17 protein-coding genes are annotated in these 16,447 nt (G+C 42.9%); 5 read left to right on the plus strand and 12 right to left on the minus strand.

The features are described from left to right. Positions 1–99: 99 nt before the first annotated feature. The 5 genes from ACF3OH_RS07015 to ACF3OH_RS07035 form a co-directional block, all read right to left on the minus strand. Positions 100–1,350, minus strand: a complete 1,251-nt coding sequence (locus ACF3OH_RS07015; protein ID WP_392456618.1) for a UV damage repair protein UvrX — start codon at positions 1,348–1,350, stop codon at positions 100–102. A gap of 633 nt (positions 1,351–1,983) precedes the next feature. Beyond that, complete coding sequence (locus ACF3OH_RS07020; protein ID WP_392456620.1) at positions 1,984–2,574, minus strand: hypothetical protein; 591 nt, start codon at positions 2,572–2,574, stop codon at positions 1,984–1,986. A 121-nt stretch (positions 2,575–2,695) separates the two neighbouring features. Next, a complete protein-coding gene (locus ACF3OH_RS07025) occupies positions 2,696–2,959 on the minus strand; it encodes a hypothetical protein (RefSeq protein WP_204589279.1) in 264 nt (87 codons plus the stop codon). A gap of 67 nt (positions 2,960–3,026) precedes the next feature. Continuing rightward, a complete protein-coding gene (locus tag ACF3OH_RS07030) occupies positions 3,027–3,656 on the minus strand; it encodes a hypothetical protein (protein WP_392456622.1) in 630 nt (209 codons plus the stop codon). A gap of 1 nt (position 3,657) precedes the next feature. Then, positions 3,658–4,164, minus strand: a complete 507-nt coding sequence (locus tag ACF3OH_RS07035) for a type I restriction-modification system subunit M N-terminal domain-containing protein (protein ID WP_392456625.1) — start codon at positions 4,162–4,164, stop codon at positions 3,658–3,660. A 469-nt stretch (positions 4,165–4,633) separates the two neighbouring features. Between ACF3OH_RS07035 and ACF3OH_RS07040 the strand changes: the two genes are divergently transcribed. Beyond that, positions 4,634–4,993 carry a hypothetical protein gene (locus ACF3OH_RS07040; RefSeq protein WP_392456627.1) on the plus strand — a complete coding sequence of 120 codons (360 nt, stop codon included), beginning with the start codon at positions 4,634–4,636 and terminating at the stop codon, positions 4,991–4,993. On the opposite strand, the gene argH is transcribed toward ACF3OH_RS07040, so the two are convergent. The 3 genes from argH to ACF3OH_RS07055 all read right to left on the minus strand — a co-directional run bounded on the left by argH (position 4,985) and on the right by ACF3OH_RS07055 (position 8,430). Then, positions 4,985–6,355, minus strand: coding sequence for an argininosuccinate lyase (gene argH / locus ACF3OH_RS07045; RefSeq protein ID WP_392456629.1), 1,371 nt, complete (start codon positions 6,353–6,355; stop codon positions 4,985–4,987). The genes ACF3OH_RS07040 and argH overlap by 9 nt on opposite strands. Then, complete coding sequence (locus tag ACF3OH_RS07050) at positions 6,352–7,560, minus strand: argininosuccinate synthase (protein WP_204589282.1); 1,209 nt, start codon at positions 7,558–7,560, stop codon at positions 6,352–6,354. Before ACF3OH_RS07050 ends, argH begins: the two co-directional genes overlap by 4 nt. Before the next feature lie 90 nt (positions 7,561–7,650). After that, on the minus strand, positions 7,651–8,430 hold the full coding sequence (locus tag ACF3OH_RS07055; RefSeq protein WP_392456632.1) for a polyphosphate kinase 2 family protein: 780 nt from the start codon (positions 8,428–8,430) through the stop codon (positions 7,651–7,653). Positions 8,431–8,547: 117 nt separating this feature from the next. Between ACF3OH_RS07055 and ACF3OH_RS07060 the strand changes: the two genes are divergently transcribed. The 3 genes from ACF3OH_RS07060 (at position 8,548) to ACF3OH_RS07070 (ending at position 11,607) form a co-directional block, all read left to right on the plus strand. Further along, positions 8,548–9,573: an NADH:flavin oxidoreductase/NADH oxidase gene (locus tag ACF3OH_RS07060; protein ID WP_204589284.1), complete on the plus strand. Its 1,026-nt coding sequence runs from the start codon at positions 8,548–8,550 to the stop codon at positions 9,571–9,573. 175 nt (positions 9,574–9,748) lie between these two features. After that, the gene (locus ACF3OH_RS07065; protein ID WP_204589285.1) at positions 9,749–10,087 is read left to right on the plus strand and encodes a DUF485 domain-containing protein; all 339 of its coding nucleotides are present in this window, start codon (positions 9,749–9,751) and stop codon (positions 10,085–10,087) included. Then, positions 10,084–11,607, plus strand: a complete 1,524-nt coding sequence (locus tag ACF3OH_RS07070; RefSeq protein ID WP_392456634.1) for a cation acetate symporter — start codon at positions 10,084–10,086, stop codon at positions 11,605–11,607. The genes ACF3OH_RS07065 and ACF3OH_RS07070 overlap by 4 nt, the downstream gene beginning before the upstream one ends. Before the next feature lie 23 nt (positions 11,608–11,630). On the opposite strand, the gene ACF3OH_RS07075 is transcribed toward ACF3OH_RS07070, so the two are convergent. Then, on the minus strand, positions 11,631–12,383 hold the full coding sequence (locus tag ACF3OH_RS07075) for an SDR family oxidoreductase (protein ID WP_204589287.1): 753 nt from the start codon (positions 12,381–12,383) through the stop codon (positions 11,631–11,633). Beyond that, positions 12,376–13,317 carry an MBL fold metallo-hydrolase gene (locus ACF3OH_RS07080; RefSeq protein ID WP_392456637.1) on the minus strand — a complete coding sequence of 314 codons (942 nt, stop codon included), beginning with the start codon at positions 13,315–13,317 and terminating at the stop codon, positions 12,376–12,378. The genes ACF3OH_RS07075 and ACF3OH_RS07080 overlap by 8 nt, the downstream gene beginning before the upstream one ends. A 128-nt stretch (positions 13,318–13,445) precedes the next feature. Here ACF3OH_RS07080 and proC point away from each other — a divergent pair, with 128 nt between their 5' ends. After that, positions 13,446–14,285 carry a pyrroline-5-carboxylate reductase gene (gene proC, locus ACF3OH_RS07085; protein ID WP_392456641.1) on the plus strand — a complete coding sequence of 280 codons (840 nt, stop codon included), beginning with the start codon at positions 13,446–13,448 and terminating at the stop codon, positions 14,283–14,285. On the opposite strand, the gene rnz is transcribed toward proC, so the two are convergent. Both rnz and ACF3OH_RS07095 read right to left on the minus strand, forming a co-directional pair. Continuing rightward, positions 14,231–15,187, minus strand: coding sequence for a ribonuclease Z (gene rnz / locus ACF3OH_RS07090; protein ID WP_392456644.1), 957 nt, complete (start codon positions 15,185–15,187; stop codon positions 14,231–14,233). The genes proC and rnz overlap by 55 nt on opposite strands. Beyond that, complete coding sequence (locus ACF3OH_RS07095; RefSeq protein WP_392456646.1) at positions 15,188–16,435, minus strand: DNA polymerase IV; 1,248 nt, start codon at positions 16,433–16,435, stop codon at positions 15,188–15,190. Positions 16,436–16,447 lie beyond the last annotated feature (12 nt).

Genomic DNA, 16,447 nt, shown 5'->3' on the forward strand with positions numbered 1-16,447 from the left:
TTCCCCTTTTCTCGTACAATTTAAAAACCTTATTTAGTTTAGCAAATCTTCAAACATTTCGGAAGACGAACAACTGAAATAATTTCGAAAATAGAAATATCACATCTTTTTATGACCGCCAAGAAGAGTTGCTCGGTAACGCGCTGTACCGTCCGCTGTATAGGATACGGCACGTAAAACAGCGGTCGAACCATATTTTCTACGAAGTGCATCGATTGTTTGGCCGAGCCGTTGCTCGCGGATCTGTTCAGTGTGGGTAAATAAATTTAATTGAAGGGAATCGTCCTCCTCGATGTTACTGACAGAGAGTGCGATTCTACGCACGGGACTGCCATCGTAAAAAGTGTCCATCAAGCGGTCAAATGCAGCGTAGATGACAGATGTTCGGTTGGTAGCTTCGTCAATCGATAGAGAGCGACTGAACCCGCCGAATTTGCTGTAGCCGATACTCATATGCATCGTGCGACCGACCTTCCCTGCTTCTCGCAGGCGGCGTGCCACGTCTTCTGTCATTTCGAGTACGACGGCCATCGTTTCTTTTTTGGAGTTGTAGTCGCGGAACAAGATCTGCCCCTTGCCGTAACTGATCTGTCCTTCCATGATGGGTGCACCGACTTCAGATAGATCAATCCCCCACGCGTGGTGATACAGTTGATTCCCCATCACACCGAATTTTGCTTCGAGTTGCTCGAGCGGGGTGTGAGCAAGATCGCGAACTGTGAAAATGCCCATAGCGTTGAGTGTAGCTTCCGTTCGAGTGCCGATTCCCCATACTTCCCTCAGAGGAGAGACGGGCCAGAGTTTTTCTGGAACATCTTCGTAGGTCCACTCGGCAATGCCAGTTTTTTTCGCTTCTAGGTCAAGTGCGAGTTTGGAAAGCAACATATTTGGTCCAATGCCAATGCTGCAAGGGATTTGAAATTGACGCTTCAAATCATCTTGAATTTTGCGAGCGACATCCCACGGGTCACCCCATAGTTTTTCGGTGCCTTTTAAGTCAATGAAGCTTTCGTCGATACTGTACACATGAAGGGATTCCATCGGGACGAGTTGATTTAAGTAACGGGTAATTTCTGCTGAGACTTTCACATAGAGCTCCATTTGCGGCTGGATGATGCGTATTTCGGGGTGGTTTGGAATTTCAAACCGACGTGTACCGGTTTTGACGCCAAATTGTTTTTTCATTCTCGGAGAAGCGGCAAGGACGACACTTCCTTTTTGTTCGAGGTTGCCGACGATGGCGATGGCTTCTTGTTGGATATCGAGGCCATAGACGGCTGCAGAACAACTTGCAAAGAAGCTTTGCATGTCGATGCAAAGAATCTTGCGCGGTTCAAGTAGTTCATACATAACAATTCCGCCTTTCTATTCTAGTTTGATTTAGTATACACCGAACACACGTTCTTAATCTAGTGCGGAATGTTTTTTGATCGAGGAAAAATTTGTCGGGGTTAACTCCTCAAGAAAAAAAGAGCCCGGGGTGAGGTGCCTGTTTTAGACTCAATTCTGGTAGGGCTGGAGACTCAGTTCGAGACGGAGTCGAAGAAGTGTGGCTCCTGAACTACCGCGTTAGAATTGTTGCTGTGACAGGCTCCGTATGATTACGCACCGATAGAGCATTTGTCTGTCATCCGAGGTTCGATTCTGTCTAAAGAAATAAAAACCAACAGTGGCCGATTCATCGAGCTGATAGCCACAGTATAAGACAGCGAGTTGAGAGAAACAGACAAGTAACTTTTGAGAATACATATTTTTTCTGGTGGCTGTCATTTAAAACTTCTCAAGAAAAGAAAATCTCAGGGTGAGGTGCCTGTTTTAGACTCAATTCTGGTAGTTCTGGAGACTCAGTTCGAGACGGAGTCGAAGAAGTGTGGCTCCTGAACTGCCGCTCTAGAATTGTGGCTGTGACAGGCTCCGTATAAAAAAAGCGCCAGAGACAATCAAACTTGTCTTAGGCGCTTTTTACAATTGTAAATTGTAAAATCATTGAGGATTGAACTCCGTTATTGTTACATGTTTTCCAACTTCGGGATAATCAGAAGAAGCTGAAGGAAACATTAGAAGTGTATTAAAATAAAATCCAGTCTCGAGATTTCCAGAATAAGCAGCAATATAATGACGTGCTTGCAAAAGATTTTCACTTTCTGTTAATGTTCGCCCCATAGATAAATCACCATATTGTTTATAGGCCAGTTCCAATGCGTCTCGATTATCGAAAAGTTCTATTGAAATTTTCTCCCCTTTTTCACGAACCAAATCATTAACTATGTATTTCACATCATCCATAAATAATAAAGAATTTAAATCTACAGAATCAATTAAAACATAATAGGAAGTTCCACCATCGTACCTTTTTTCAATAGAGTAGATAATATCATAATTAAGTATTGAAGTGGAATTTGCCGACGCCTCTTGTTTATTTGTGGTAGCAGTCGCTTCTTCTTTCAATGTCTCGGAAGGTGCCAGATTATCAACTATGCTTTGAGTGCTAAAGAGATCATTGTTTAGATTTAAACCGACAAAAATCCCCAATGCAATTACGAACAATAAAATCGATGGATTAAATTTCTTCAAATAATCACCCGCTTTTTCTCTTTATTATACTATTAAATTAAAAGTAAAATACTTACTTTTTACTTTAAATTCCATAAAAAATAAAAAGTCCCATGAACTTAAAAAGTTCATGGGATAGAGTTTAGACTAAATCGGCAATATCATTGAAATCTACAGTATGAGGTATTTCATCCGCATACATAAGATTTCTAACCATTGATAAAAGATTAACAATTTTCATATCTACAAATTCACGACCATCGGCATTCATTTCATAGGCAGGGACATTTTTTATAGTGTACTCTGTACCAGAGATTTTCCAAACTAAATCTTTTACTATCGGTATATCCGGTGCCAACCTTTTTTCCTCCTTAGCAGAAGAACTCTTCGATAAAGTAGTACGCATGATGTCTCACCCCTTACTTTGTTATTTTAAGTAATTATACTATATTTCATACCCACACAGTTAGAATTTAATCTGTAGAGAGTCGCTCCAAAAGCTCTTTTAATAATGGATTATCACTTAAATATTGATTAGAACGCGACTTACCTAAAGTGTTAGTATCACTAAATTCTGTCAAACTAACGGTTATTACCCTAATATTGCGTGCGATCCCATTATGAATGACAAAGCTAATACTAGAATTAAATTTTTCACTTTCATTTTTTGTTTGAAGTGTGTAAGAAAGTTGAGGGAACCCTTTGTATTGTGCTTTCAGAACTTTATTAGACTCGATAATTTTCTCAATAATATAAATATCCATATTCGCAACTTCCTGTTGAACTCGTTGGAAGCTACGCTCAAGAGCATGAAAAGTAAGATAAACCAATTTTTTATCGAATAGTTCTTGGGGGTCTTCTTTTCCAGAAATTACAATGTTCTTCTTTTCTTGAAGAATGGTTGCTTTTTGTTCCGACGTTAGGTCTTTTAAATTGAAGCCATTATCCATTTCATTCAGTTCAAATTTAGTATGTGCACTTGAAATCTGTTTAATTTGGGTTAATTGTTTATCGTCAAATTCTATAACACCATTAATGAGCATTGCCTCTTTATCTTCAAAAAACACAATATTTTTCGGCACCTGACTGTTTGAACTTTTCATATTATGAATTCACCTCACCATACACTTCATTCATCATATCCTCCATGATATAGGCTTTAAATTCAGGGTTCTCAAGGATTTTCATGAAGAAGTCTTGGTTAGTGTTCATACGATCAATGACAAAGTCCATAAAGGTGCGTTCAAATGCAAACTTAAAGTTCTCTTTTGTATTATTTTTAGCTTTTTGACGAATGTCATCACTATTTAGAATATCTTCTTTTACTTGTTCACGTGATAGATAGTCAGTCTCTGAAAACTCTGTACCAAATCGGTCGTTTAATTTATCGAGAATCGAAGACAAGCGAACTTTCTCGTCTTCTACTACCCCGCTAGCACCATGTTTTTGTGGATCAAGTTCAGAGCCGCCACTTTTTTCGAGTACGCAGTCAAAGCGACGTAATACGGCAAGTGGTAAAATCACTTTTCCGTAATCTTCTGGTTTGTATGGTCCGCGTAATACTTCAGCGATTGACCAGATAAAGCTTACTTTATCTTGAAAATTGATCATCTAGTATACCTCATTCTTGTTGATAGTTTTATATGTATTCCCTTTCATTTTACCTATTCGGTAAGCGCTTTACTAGGTGTAAAGTAAAATTAGGAGGTGTTTGGAAGTGCAGATAGACCATTGAGGCTCACAATTTGTTAGCACTATCTTAGATTAAGATATACGGAGCCTGTCACAGCCACAATTCTAGATCAGCAGCTGAAGTGCCACACTTCTTCGACTCCGTCTCGAACTGAGTCTCATCATCTGCCAGAATTGAGTCTAAAACAGGCACCTCACCCCCCGTCTTTCTATCTGGAGGAGTTTTAAATGCCAAAGACTAAGGATAGAGGGAACTGGCACTAACTAGCGTGGTCTTTTCTTCTAGAATGGAGAAAACATATTTTAATCATTGGGATTTGGTTTTTTAGAAAAGGAAAGTTGCTCTTCCGAACGGGAGAGCAGCTTTTTGGCATTGAAGGGGCGAAGTGTGGTTAAAGAAGAACAGTGGCCGATTCGCTCAAAAAGCGAATCGGCCACTGTTGGTTTTTATTTCTTTGACAGAATCGAACCTCGGGTTGAAGAAGAAATTTCTATCGTTGTGCTTTTTTCTTTTCATACGGAGCCTGTCACAGCCACAATTCTAGCTTGGCAGTTGAAGAGCCACACTTCTTCGACTTCGTCTCGAACTGAGTCTCATCATCTGCCAGAATTGAGTCTAAAACAGGCACCTCAGCTCCCATCTTTCTTTCTGAAGGAGTTCAAAATATCAAAGACTAAAAGAATAGCGGGGACAAGCACCTCACCCTTCCCGTCTTCTTTCTGGAGGAGTTTTAAAAACTTAAAGTAACGCCTTTGCTTTCTGAATTTGAAGACCGACTTGCTCAAAGCCTGTTCCACCAAGTGAGTTACGGCGGCGGACGGCCTCGCGCGGTGCAAGTGCTATAAAGATATCGTCTTCAATTAAAGACGAGTAGTCTTTAAATGTTGCGAGTGACACATCTTTTAAGAAAATGCCTTGCTGGATGCAATAAAACACGAGACGCCCGGTCACGTCATGTGCCTCACGAAACGGCATACCTTTTGCTGCCAGATAATCTGCAAGCTCTGTCGCATTGGAGAAATCCGATTCGACAGCGGCTTCCAACGTTTCCGTGCGCACTGTCATCGACTGGATCATTCCAGCAAAAATCTTCAATGAACCTGTGACAGTTTGAACTGTATCGAACATTCCCTCTTTATCTTCTTGCATATCTTTGTTGTAGGCGAGAGGCAATCCTTTCAACACGGTCAGTAACCCAAAGAGATTCCCGTACACACGTCCCGTCTTCCCACGGATCAGTTCTGCCATATCCGGATTTTTCTTTTGCGGCATGATGCTCGACCCTGTCGAGAACGCATCCGATAATTCAATAAATGAAAACTCCTGGCTCGACCACAAAATGATTTCTTCGGCAAGACGAGAAAGATGCGTCATGAGAAGTGACGAAGCACTCAAAAATTCAACGATGAAATCACGATCACTGACAGCGTCTAAACTGTTTTCGTAGACACCGGAAAAACCTAATAATTCTGCTGTGCGTTCACGGTCAATCGGAAATGTCGTACCAGCGAGTGCGCCGGCACCAAGTGGCGACAAGTCCGTACGCTTCAAGCCATCTTGAAAACGCGCTTTGTCACGTTCAAGCATCCAAAAATATGTCATCAAGTGATGACCAAAAGAAATCGGTTGGGCTCGCTGCAGGTGCGTATATCCTGGTGCAATCGTTTCAATATGTTGCTCGGCTTGAGAAACCAATTGCTTTTGAAAGTCTTCGATAAGCACAATGATTTCTTCCGTACGTGTTTTTAAATAGAGATGCATGTCCGTGGCGACTTGATCATTTCGACTGCGTCCTGTGTGAAGCTTCCCACCGACTGGACCAATCAAATCGATCAAATGCTTCTCTAAATTCAAATGGATATCTTCCTGAGCAACAGAAAAAGTAAGTTCTCCATTTTTTGCTTTCTCTTGAAGCGTTAGAAGTCCGTCCATGATTTTCTCCGCGTCACTGCGCGATAGAATGCTTTGCTCTGCCAGCATCTGAACATGTGCAAGGCTTCCAGTAATATCTTCTAAAACGAGCGCTTGGTCAAAGTGAATCGATGCACCAAAATCATCGACCCATTCCTCTGCCGTCTGTTGAAAGCGCCCTCCCCACAATTTCGTCATACTGTCACCTTCTGCTCCTGTTGTTTGTTCACGACTGCATGTACTTTTGTTGGAAGACCCCATAGTTCGATGAAACCGACTGCCGAAGCGTGATTGAATGCATCGTCTGTTGAGTACGTCGCAAGCTTTTCATCATACAATGAATTTGGAGATTTACGGCCTTCGACAATCGCATGCCCTTTGAACAATTTCACACGAACCGTTCCGTTCACGTACTGTTGCGTTTCTTTCAAAAATGCTTGTAATGCCGTGCGAAGTGGCGAGAACCAAAGTCCCTCATAGATGAGTTCTGTCAGTTTTTTCTCCATCACCGGCTTAAAATGTGCAAGCTCTTTGACAAGTGTGATATCTTCTAACTCCTTATGCGCCACTAAAAGTGTGTGCGCTCCTGGAATCTCATACACTTCACGTGATTTAATACCAACTAAACGGTTTTCGACGTGATCGATACGTCCAACACCATGTTTACCAGCCACTTTGTTTAATTCTTGAATCAAATCGCTCAAGAGATACTCTTGCCCGTTCAACGCGACAGGGACTCCTTGTTTAAATTCAATCTCAATCACATCCGGTGTATCCGGTGTGTTTTCAAGTGCATTCGTTAAATCGTATGCGTCTTCAGGTGGTGCCGCCCACGGATCTTCTAGAATGCCACATTCGTTAGCACGTCCCCATAAGTTTTGATCGATGGAGAACGGGCTATCGAGATTAATAGGAATTGGAATGTTCTTTTCTTTTGCGTAGGCAATCTCTTCATCACGGCTCCATGACCACTCACGTACCGGAGCAATTACTTCTAGGTGTGGTGCAAGGGCCTGGAACGAAACTTCAAAACGTACTTGGTCGTTTCCTTTACCTGTACATCCGTGTGCAACGGCAGTTGCTCCGACCTGCTCTGCTACTTCGACTAATTTTTTTGCAATTAGAGGACGAGAAAGTGCAGAGACAAGTGGGTACTTTTGCTCGTACCATGTATGAGCCTGCATAGACGTAAGTGCATATTCCGTCGCAAACTCTTCTTTCGCATCAATCACGTAGCTCTCAGTGGCTCCGACAAGCAATGCTTTTTCTTTAATAAAATCGAGGTCCTTACCCTCCCCAACGTCTAGGCAGACAGCCACTACTTCATATCCTTGCTCCTTCAACCATGTAATGGCAACCGATGTATCTAGACCACCTGAGTACGCTAAGACAACTTTTTTCATACTAAAAACCTCCATGTATTTTTATGCATAATGATTTATCAATATGCATATACTAGCATGGAGGTTATAAAAATACAACACTTTAATTATTTATTCACCAATAATTTGTGACAGCTCTTTGTCATGAATCGGTGGAAACTCGATTCCACGGCGAGACAATTCCGCTTCGATGGTATCAATTGCCTTCTTCAAAACTTGCAACCGTGCATGTTTTTTGTCATCAGCTGCCACAACAAACCATGGGGCGTGCTCTGAATCGGTTTTTTCCAACATGTCTTGTGCTGCTTTTACATACTGGTCCCATTTGTCCCGATTACGCCAATCTTCGTCTGTTAATTTCCACTGTTTGAAAGGATCGTTTTTTCGTTTGATGAAGCGGCTGAGTTGTTCATCATTTGAAATTTGAAGCCAGTATTTGACGAGAATATAATCCTCATCACTCAATAGCCGTTCAAACTCATTGATTTCATTATATGCACGCTTCCATTCTTGCTTCGTTGCAAATTTCTCGATGCGTTCCACTAATACTCTGCCGTACCAAGAGCGGTCGAAAATGCTGATTTGTCCATGCATCGGCAATTTTCGCCAAAAGCGGTGCATATAATGATACCGTTTTTCGTGTGGACGAGATGCAGAAATGGGATGCACGATAAATCCACGGGGATCAAGTCGCTCTGTTAATCGTTTGATGGCGCCGCCTTTTCCTGCAGCGTCCATTCCTTCGAATACAAAAATCAAACCGACTTGCTGTTTGCGGAGTGTGAGTTGCAAACTTAACAGATGATATTGTAGTTTTTTCAGTTCCACCTTATAGTCTTCTTTTGATAACGTATTTTCTTTTTTCGGGATGTTATTTAACTGCACTTTCATTCAGACACCTCCAGTTTCTCCCTATTATAAGTGATTTCTGAAAATTCGGTAGCTAATCTTTGAAAAAGTTCATAGAATGCGGAATAATAACAACATACCCGAGAAAGGTGATGAGATATGTCGAAATTATTTGAACCTGCAAAGCTTGGTAAACTCGAGCTTAAAAATAAAGTGATCATGGCACCAATGTGTCAGTATTCTGTTGAGGCAGAGGATGGTCACCCTGAGGACTGGCATCTTGTGCACTACACATCGCGTGCGGTCGGCGGCGTCGGGCTCGTTATCGTCGAAATGACAGATGTCGAACCAGACGGACGCATCACAAATCGTGATTTAGGATTATGGGACGATGCACATATTGAATCACATGCTCGCCTTGTTTCCTGTGTAAAGAAAAATGGAGCAAAAATTGCCGCCCAGATTGCACACGCTGGACGCAAAGCAACAGATGCTGTACAACCGGTCTCCTCTTCTACAGTTCCCGTAACAACGGATGCGGACTGGAAAACCCCTCGTTCCCTTTCGACGGAAGAAGTACACGAGATGGTAAACAAATTTAAAAAGGCAACTGAACGCGCGATAGCAGCTGGGTATGATGCGATTGAGCTGCACGGCGCACATGGGTATTTGATCCACCAGTTCCATTCTCCAGCTATCAACAAGCGTCAGGATGAGTATGGAATTGACCTTGCCCGCTTTGGAGTCGAAGTGATTCAAGCAGTCAAATCGGTCATGCCAGCAGACATGCCGCTTATCTTCCGGATGTCAGCGATAGAGTATATGGATGGCGGCTATGATTTGGAGCACGCACTAGACATTGCACAACGTTATAAAGAAGCAGGCGTGGATGTATTTCATATTTCAAGTGGTGGTGAAGCACCTCCTGGACAGAAAAAGCCATCGAATGAACCTGGTTACCAAGTTGGGTTTGCACGTGCGTATAAAAAAGCTTTCGAACTTCCTGTGATTGCTGTAGGGCGTTTAGAAGATGCAATCTTAGCAGAAAAAGTAATTGCAGAAGGCGATGCAGAATTTGTTGCAATTGGTCGCGGATTACTCCGTGATCCATATTGGGCCCTTCATGCACAAGAACAATTAACAGGTTCTGTCGTACCGCCAAAAGCCTACGAACGCGGTTTTTAAGTTCTTTCCCTCACATGATGGTTGTGAGGGTTTTTTATTGCAATTTTTTAGTAATATCGGCCTATAGCACCAACCCTTGAATTCAAAGTAAGTAGAAGGTTCTGTTTTTGAACTATTCATTGTTTTCTGATTAATTATTCATTATACTGAATCATTATAGAAAAGGAGGCAGTTTATGGAACCTATCAAAGAAAGCGGTTACACCCGAGAGTATCCATATGAAGAGATTTCTGAACAGAATAACTTCAAATCTCTCAAGAAACGAAAAAACAAATTCATAGTAGGTATTTCGATTTTCTTTTTAACAGCGTATCTAGCATTGCCCATCCTGACTTCGTACACGACGATTTTAAACACCCCTGTAATTGGTGATATTTCACTTGTATGGATTTATTCATTCCTGTTGTTTATTATGACCTGGACACTTTGCATGATCTACGTTAAAAAAGCAAATGGCTTTGATAAAGAGGCCGAAAAGATCAAAGAAGATGCAGTTGGTGAGGTGACACGATGAGTGGAGTAGGAATCTTTTTCTTCGTTGCTATCGTCGGGTTGACCTTATACGTTACATATCTTGCTTCAAAGCGCACGAACTCTGCCAGTGAATTCTATACTGCAGGAGGTGGCCTGACAGGATGGCAAAATGGAATCGCCATCGCCGGAGATTACTTATCGGCCGCGTCTTTCTTAGGAATTGCAGGAGCTATTGCATTATTTGGCTTCGACGGATTCTTCTTCTCCATCGGCTATTTGGTTGCCTACCTTGTTGTTTTATACATCGTAGCGGAACCATTACGAAATCTTGGTCGCTACACACTTGCTGATATGATTGCTGCGCGCTTCAATCAGAAAAAAGTACGGGGCGCAGCAGCGGTCAGCACAATCACCATCGTACTTTTTTATATGATTGCACAGTTAGTAGGTGCCGGTGCACTTATTCAATTACTTCTTGGCATTGATTATTGGATTGCTGTTTTGATTGTCGGTACTATGATGACAATTTATGTATTGTTCGGTGGAATGGCTGCAACCAGCTGGGTCCAGATTATCAAAGCTGTTCTTTTGATGGTCGGAACAGTTGTGATCTCTTTCCTCGTTCTCTGGAAATTCAACTTCAACATCTTAGGGATGTTCTCGGAGATGAAAACAGCGACAGCACACGGGGAAGCATATTTACACCCAGGTGTTCGCTATACAAATGGAATTGATACAATCTCTATGATGATTGCCCTTGTACTAGGTACAGCAGGGCTACCGCACATCTTGATGCGTTTCTTTACAGTAAAAGATGCAAAAACCGCACGCAGTTCTGTCGTCTATGCAACGTGGATTGTAGGAATTTTCTACATCTTGACGATTTTCCTGGGCTTTGGCGCAGCGGCATTTGTAGGTTCTGAACAGATTGTAGCAGCAAATGCAGCTGGAAATATGGCAGCTCCTCTCCTTGCAGAAGCACTCGGTGGCGACTTGTTGCTATCCTTTGTATCGGCTGTCGCATTTGCAACCATCTTAGCTGTAGTAGCAGGGCTTGTGCTTTCCGGCGCCTCTGCATTTGCACATGACCTGTATGGACAAATCATTAAAAAAGGAAAAGTGACTGAAAAAGAGCAGATGATTGCAGCACGTAGTGCATCGATCGCAGTTTCTGTTATCTCGATTATTTTGGCACTTGGCGCTCAAAACATGAACGTTGCATTCCTTGTGTCTCTTGCTTTCTGTATTGCAGCATCCGCTAACCTGCCGGTGATTATTTACACCATCTACTGGAAGCGTTTCTCAACAACAGGTGCACTGGCTGCTATTGTTACAGGTCTTGTGACAGCACTTGTCCTTGTAATTTTAAGCCCGAACTTATGGGCGGCAGATGGGTCGATGCTATTCACTGGTGAACCTCTCTTCCCTCTTACAAACCCTGCACTTGTTTCCGTGCCAGCTGGTTTCTTAGGAGGATGGATCGGAACACTCGTTGGGCAACGTGCTGATTTGAAAAAATATGCCGAAGTCGATGTTAAAGCAACCATTGGGTTGAAATAAAAAAAGTAGAGGGCCTCGGCTCTCTACTTTTTTGCGTATATGCGTTTACCGTACCGTTCAAATAGCAGCGGGGCAAGTTGCGCAAGCTTTGCACCCGCACCAAGATGACCAGGTACCAGTACTTCTCCTTTTGGAGAGTCAAGCTGCTGCATGACAATGTCTCCCACTTGTTCAATTGAGAGAATGTGTTTTCCTAGCGCTTTTTTATAACCACCTGATTGATCTGTTTTATCGATAAAGGGTGTATCGATTGGTCCTGGCTGCACGATACTAACGTCCACTCCTGAGTCCATCAGCTCCATGCGAAGACCTTGAACGTAACCAGTTAACGCGTGTTTTGAGGCAGCATACACACTTGCTTTAGGTGAGGCCATTCGACCTGCTAGTGAACCGATGAAAAGTAACAGCCCCTTGTTCTTTTGTTGCATGAACGGACTATGGTAGCGAGCAAGCAACATCGGTAGCTCTACATTGATCACTAGCATTTCACGAATTTCCTCAGGTGTTAGCGTGTCGTGTGTTTTAAAAAATCCCACCCCCGCATTGATGACCACAACATCATAATCTGTTTCAAGTAATTCAAGTGGCCAGTCTGTCTGTTCATGTTGCAGCGTCATATTCCATGCCACCGCACGAACTCCGACTGTTTGTAAATCAGCAAGTGCCTCTGCATTACGCCCTGTTACCGTCACTTTGTATCCTCTTTTTACTAGTTGATGCGTGACGTAGAGACCAAGACCACTAGTACCGCCTGTCACTAGTACTTTTTTAGGCATTACGATAATAAATCACCCCTTCACTCGTCACTTCTTCTACTAGTGAAAGATCCGAAAGATAGTCGACTTGCCCGATTGTCTCAGACAGGGTCAATCCAAGTTCTTTTTCGTAAACTTTTGGAAAGAGACGCTTCGTCAATTCAAAGATGGAGAGTGATTCATCTCCTAGCAAAGTTTGGACGTGCATCGCTCTCTGATGCTGTCTCTCGAGGCGGTATGTAATGAGCGGGTGCACATCTTTTACAACATCTCCATGCCCACTGTAGATTTGCTCTACCGGATAATCGAGCATACGTTTTAAAGAAGCATTATACTGCAACAATGCTTTCGGTCGTCCGGATGATTTTAAGAGGGGTGGTTCAATCAATGGATTCGAAGAAATATGTGCAATCACGTGGTCCCCACCGATCATCCAGTTTGTCTTTTCATTGTAAAAAGATAATTGACTTTGGGCGTGTCCAAGTGTTTCGAGCACCATGATGTCTGGATGTCCTGGTAACTTTTCACCGTCTTGAAGAATACCATCTAAAGGACGATTTCCCATCAATTGGATTGGCCGTCTCATCTTTTCAATCCATTGATGATAGTGTTCTGGAACGCCTTCCTCTTTTAATTGTTCAAGGTAGAAATCGTCGTGATAGGAAAAAAATGCTTGATCTCGTTTAAACCACACATCATTGTATGCATGACCCAGCAACGAGGCATTCTCAAAAAGCTCTGTCCAACCGGAATGGTCTGGATGATGATGCGTTAACACGACTTGTTCGATATCAGCTGGAGCCACGTTTAGATCTTTCAGCTGGGCCTCTAGTAGTTGCCTAGCTTGTTCCGTTTTTGGACCGACATCAAAAAGTGTCAAGGAGTCCCCTTTAAGCAAATAGCTGTGCACATCTCCAACAGCAAAAGGAGTCGGAAGTGTTAGTGTATGAATCATTTTGGGCCTCCTAAAATGAATGGTTATTCATAGTGTACTATGAATGCAATATGACGTCACTAGTAGCATTGACAAGTTAGACGGACAACTCTATAATTCGAATCATTATACTTGAGGAGGCGTTTTCCATGAAGATTGTGTTTTTTGGAGCTGGTGCAATGGCAGAAGCGATTATTAGCGGGTGGGTGAACTCTCCCAAACTTCCTCCTCTTTCGTTGTACGTGACCAATAAGAGTGATGATCAAGCGCTCACAGACCTACAAACAAAATACAAAATTGAGCTCATGAAAGATCATCCAACATGCTTAGAGGATGCAGATTATGTTGTGCTTGCGATGAAGCCAAAAGATGCTCAGCAAGCCTTCCAGGCGATTCAGCCTCTGCTCCCAAAGCATGTAACTGTATTGTCGGTGATAGCTGGTATTGATTTAGAGGTCTTGACTCATGCCTTTCCTGGCCATCCAATTGTGCGTATTATGCCGAATACATCCGCTACTATTGGGAAAAGTGCTACGGTTATGAGTCACACGCCTACAGTTATAGAATCGAACTTACACTTTGTAAAAGCATTGTTTGAAGCAATTGGAACTGTCGAGGTAATGAAGGATGACCAGATGCATGCCGTGACTGCGTTATCAGGAAGCGGACCTGCTTACATCTACTTTGTCACCGAAGCATTGCAACGTGCTGCACAGAAAATCGGTTTACCACAAGAGCAAGCGAACGCGCTGATCTTACAAACATTAGATGGAGCTGTAGCAATGCTGAAAGAGACAAATGAAAAACCCGCCACACTAAGAAAGCGTGTGACGAGTCCTGGTGGGACGACAGAAGCTGGGCTGAAACAAATGAAAGACTTAGGTCTCGATACGGCGATTGTAAAAGGCATTGAAGCAGCCTGTACACAATCTGCTCATTTAGGGGAAGTTGTAAAAGATTCAATGCTGCCATCGCGCAGCAGTTTGTAATGCATAAAATCAGACGCAATAAAAGATGGACAGCCGCTCTCTTTTAGTTCCGCTAAAAGAGACGGCTCGTTTTCATTTGTAAACCGTGCACTGATATGAGTTACGATTAAATGTTTCGCCTGCGCTTCGTTTGCCACTTGTGCCGCTTGTCGGAACGTCGAGTGCCCATAGTCTTGTGCCATTTTCTTCCCTGTATCGTCGAACGTTGCTTCATGCACGACGATGTCCGCCTCTTTAGCAAGTGCAATAGAGGATTCAGTGAAACGCGTGTCACCTAGAACAGTAACTGTAAATCCTGGTTTCGGTTGTGAAGTAACATCTCCACTTTTGACTACTCGCCCATCTTCTAGCACGATATCCTCCCCTGCTTTTAACCGTCCAAGTAGTGGACCTCTCGGCACGTGAAGTTCACGTACTTTTTCCATTAACAATGTCCCAGGCTGATCATTCTGTTCAATACGAAATCCATAACACGGAATGACATGATCCAATCGTTCTGTCAGGACTCGGAACTCCGTATCTTCAAACACCACACCCGGTTCGATTTCAATAATTTCAAGTGGATACGTCAAGTGAGTGCGAGAAAGTTTGAGTGACAACCGGATATACTCTTCGATTCCGCGTGGCCCATATACCGTGAGTTTTTCCGTACCACCAAGGAACGAGCGTGATCCAAGTAGGCCGGGTAAACCGTAAATATGATCTCCATGCATGTGTGTGATGAATATCTTTTCGATGCGCCGAGGTTTTAGTGACGTATACAAAAGCTGATGCTGCGTTGCTTCTCCACAATCAATCAGCCAGTATGTGCCCCGTTCTTCCACGAGATTGACAACAATAGAGGTCGTATTGCGTTGTTTAGACGGCATACCTGCACCGGTCCCAAGAAAAAGTAGTTCCATTCAATCGTCCTTCTTTCGCCTATGATCGTTTAAAAAGTCTTTACTAAAACTTGATGTAGAGCCAGTGTTCTTCTTTAGTTTAATTCCTTTTTGAATGCTTGTTTTCCCGTATTTCTTCTGCAAATCTTCTATAAGATTTCGGACAGGCTCTTCTTTAGCAATTTGTTCATACGATTCAAATGTCAACTGCTCGGTGATTTCACCGGGTTCTTTTAAATCCTGTACAGTCACTCCAACAAGTCGAACAGGCTCTTCGTTCCAAAGTTCTGTAAACAGCTGCTTGGAAATTCTTGCGATATCAGCTTTTTTATAAATGGATTCTCGAAATGTGCGACTTTTCGACTTGTTCTGCCAGTCGTGGTAGCGCACTTGAACGTTCACCACATAGCCGACGTAGCCTTTTTCTTTTAAACGGTCTGCCACTTTTGTCGAGAGTTGGTCGATGTGTGCAAAAAGCGCTAGTTTGGATGTTTCATCAATGGACAACGTTTTTGAGTTCCCAACACTTTTCCGCTCATAGACTGAGTCAGGATCCACCAGCCGTCTGTCAATTCCATGTGCGCGTCTCCATAGTTTTTCGCCGTGTTGACCAAGCATTTCTTGTACCTGTTTTTCAGATAAACGGGCAAGATCCCCAATTGTTTGGATGCCTTTGTCATTTAGCTTTTTTTCTGTCTTGTCACCAACACCATGCATCTCTCCTACTGCAAGTGGCCATAGTACTTGGGGAACATCGCGTTTGCGTAAAATCGTAATGCCCATGGGTTTTTTCATACCACTCGCCATCTTTGCTAGAAACTTATTTGGCGCAATACCAATACTGCATGGCAAGTCTAGCTCTCGCTTGATTCGATCTTGAATCGTATGCGCGAGTTTGATAGCCTGTGCCCCTTCTACGATATCTGTGACATCTACATACCCTTCATCAATTGAAACCGGTTCAACGAGGGAGGTATAGTCGCGCAAGATAGCAAACATGGCTTGTGAGGCGATTCTGTAGCGCTCAAATGTTGGTGTAACGAAAAGAAGCGAAGGGCATTTGCGCTTCGCTTCCCAAACGGGCATTGTTGTATAAATCCCGTAAGCTCGTGCTTCATAGGAACACGTGATGATGATACCTTTACGCTCTTTTGGGTTGCCGGCCACTGCGACTGGCTTCCCTTTCAAAGTGGGATCATAGGCCTGTTCAACAGAAGCGAAAAAACTATTCATATCTAGATGAAACAAAATTCTCGCCTGTTCGGCCATATGCTTTCCTCC

This window comes from Chryseomicrobium aureum, assembly GCF_043182735.1.
In the GTDB taxonomy this organism is placed as follows: Bacteria; Bacillota; Bacilli; order Bacillales_A; family Planococcaceae; genus Chryseomicrobium; species Chryseomicrobium aureum.

Coding starts and splice junctions, on each gene's coding strand:
- ACF3OH_RS07015 (WP_392456618.1), bottom strand. CDS start 1,350: ATGTATGAACTACTTGAACCGCGCAAGATTCTTTGCATCGACATGCAA.
- ACF3OH_RS07025 (WP_204589279.1), bottom strand. CDS start 2,959: ATGCGTACTACTTTATCGAAGAGTTCTTCTGCTAAGGAGGAAAAAAGG.
- ACF3OH_RS07030 (WP_392456622.1), bottom strand. CDS start 3,656: ATGAAAAGTTCAAACAGTCAGGTGCCGAAAAATATTGTGTTTTTTGAA.
- ACF3OH_RS07035 (WP_392456625.1), bottom strand. CDS start 4,164: ATGATCAATTTTCAAGATAAAGTAAGCTTTATCTGGTCAATCGCTGAA.
- argH (WP_392456629.1), bottom strand. CDS start 6,355: ATGACGAAATTGTGGGGAGGGCGCTTTCAACAGACGGCAGAGGAATGG.
- ACF3OH_RS07050 (WP_204589282.1), bottom strand. CDS start 7,560: ATGAAAAAAGTTGTCTTAGCGTACTCAGGTGGTCTAGATACATCGGTT.
- ACF3OH_RS07055 (WP_392456632.1), bottom strand. CDS start 8,430: ATGAAAGTGCAGTTAAATAACATCCCGAAAAAAGAAAATACGTTATCA.
- ACF3OH_RS07060 (WP_204589284.1), top strand. CDS start 8,548: ATGTCGAAATTATTTGAACCTGCAAAGCTTGGTAAACTCGAGCTTAAA.
- ACF3OH_RS07065 (WP_204589285.1), top strand. CDS start 9,749: ATGGAACCTATCAAAGAAAGCGGTTACACCCGAGAGTATCCATATGAA.
- ACF3OH_RS07070 (WP_392456634.1), top strand. CDS start 10,084: ATGAGTGGAGTAGGAATCTTTTTCTTCGTTGCTATCGTCGGGTTGACC.
- ACF3OH_RS07075 (WP_204589287.1), bottom strand. CDS start 12,383: ATGCCTAAAAAAGTACTAGTGACAGGCGGTACTAGTGGTCTTGGTCTC.
- ACF3OH_RS07080 (WP_392456637.1), bottom strand. CDS start 13,317: ATGATTCATACACTAACACTTCCGACTCCTTTTGCTGTTGGAGATGTG.
- proC (WP_392456641.1), top strand. CDS start 13,446: ATGAAGATTGTGTTTTTTGGAGCTGGTGCAATGGCAGAAGCGATTATT.
- rnz (WP_392456644.1), bottom strand. CDS start 15,187: ATGGAACTACTTTTTCTTGGGACCGGTGCAGGTATGCCGTCTAAACAA.
- ACF3OH_RS07095 (WP_392456646.1), bottom strand. CDS start 16,435: ATGGCCGAACAGGCGAGAATTTTGTTTCATCTAGATATGAATAGTTTT.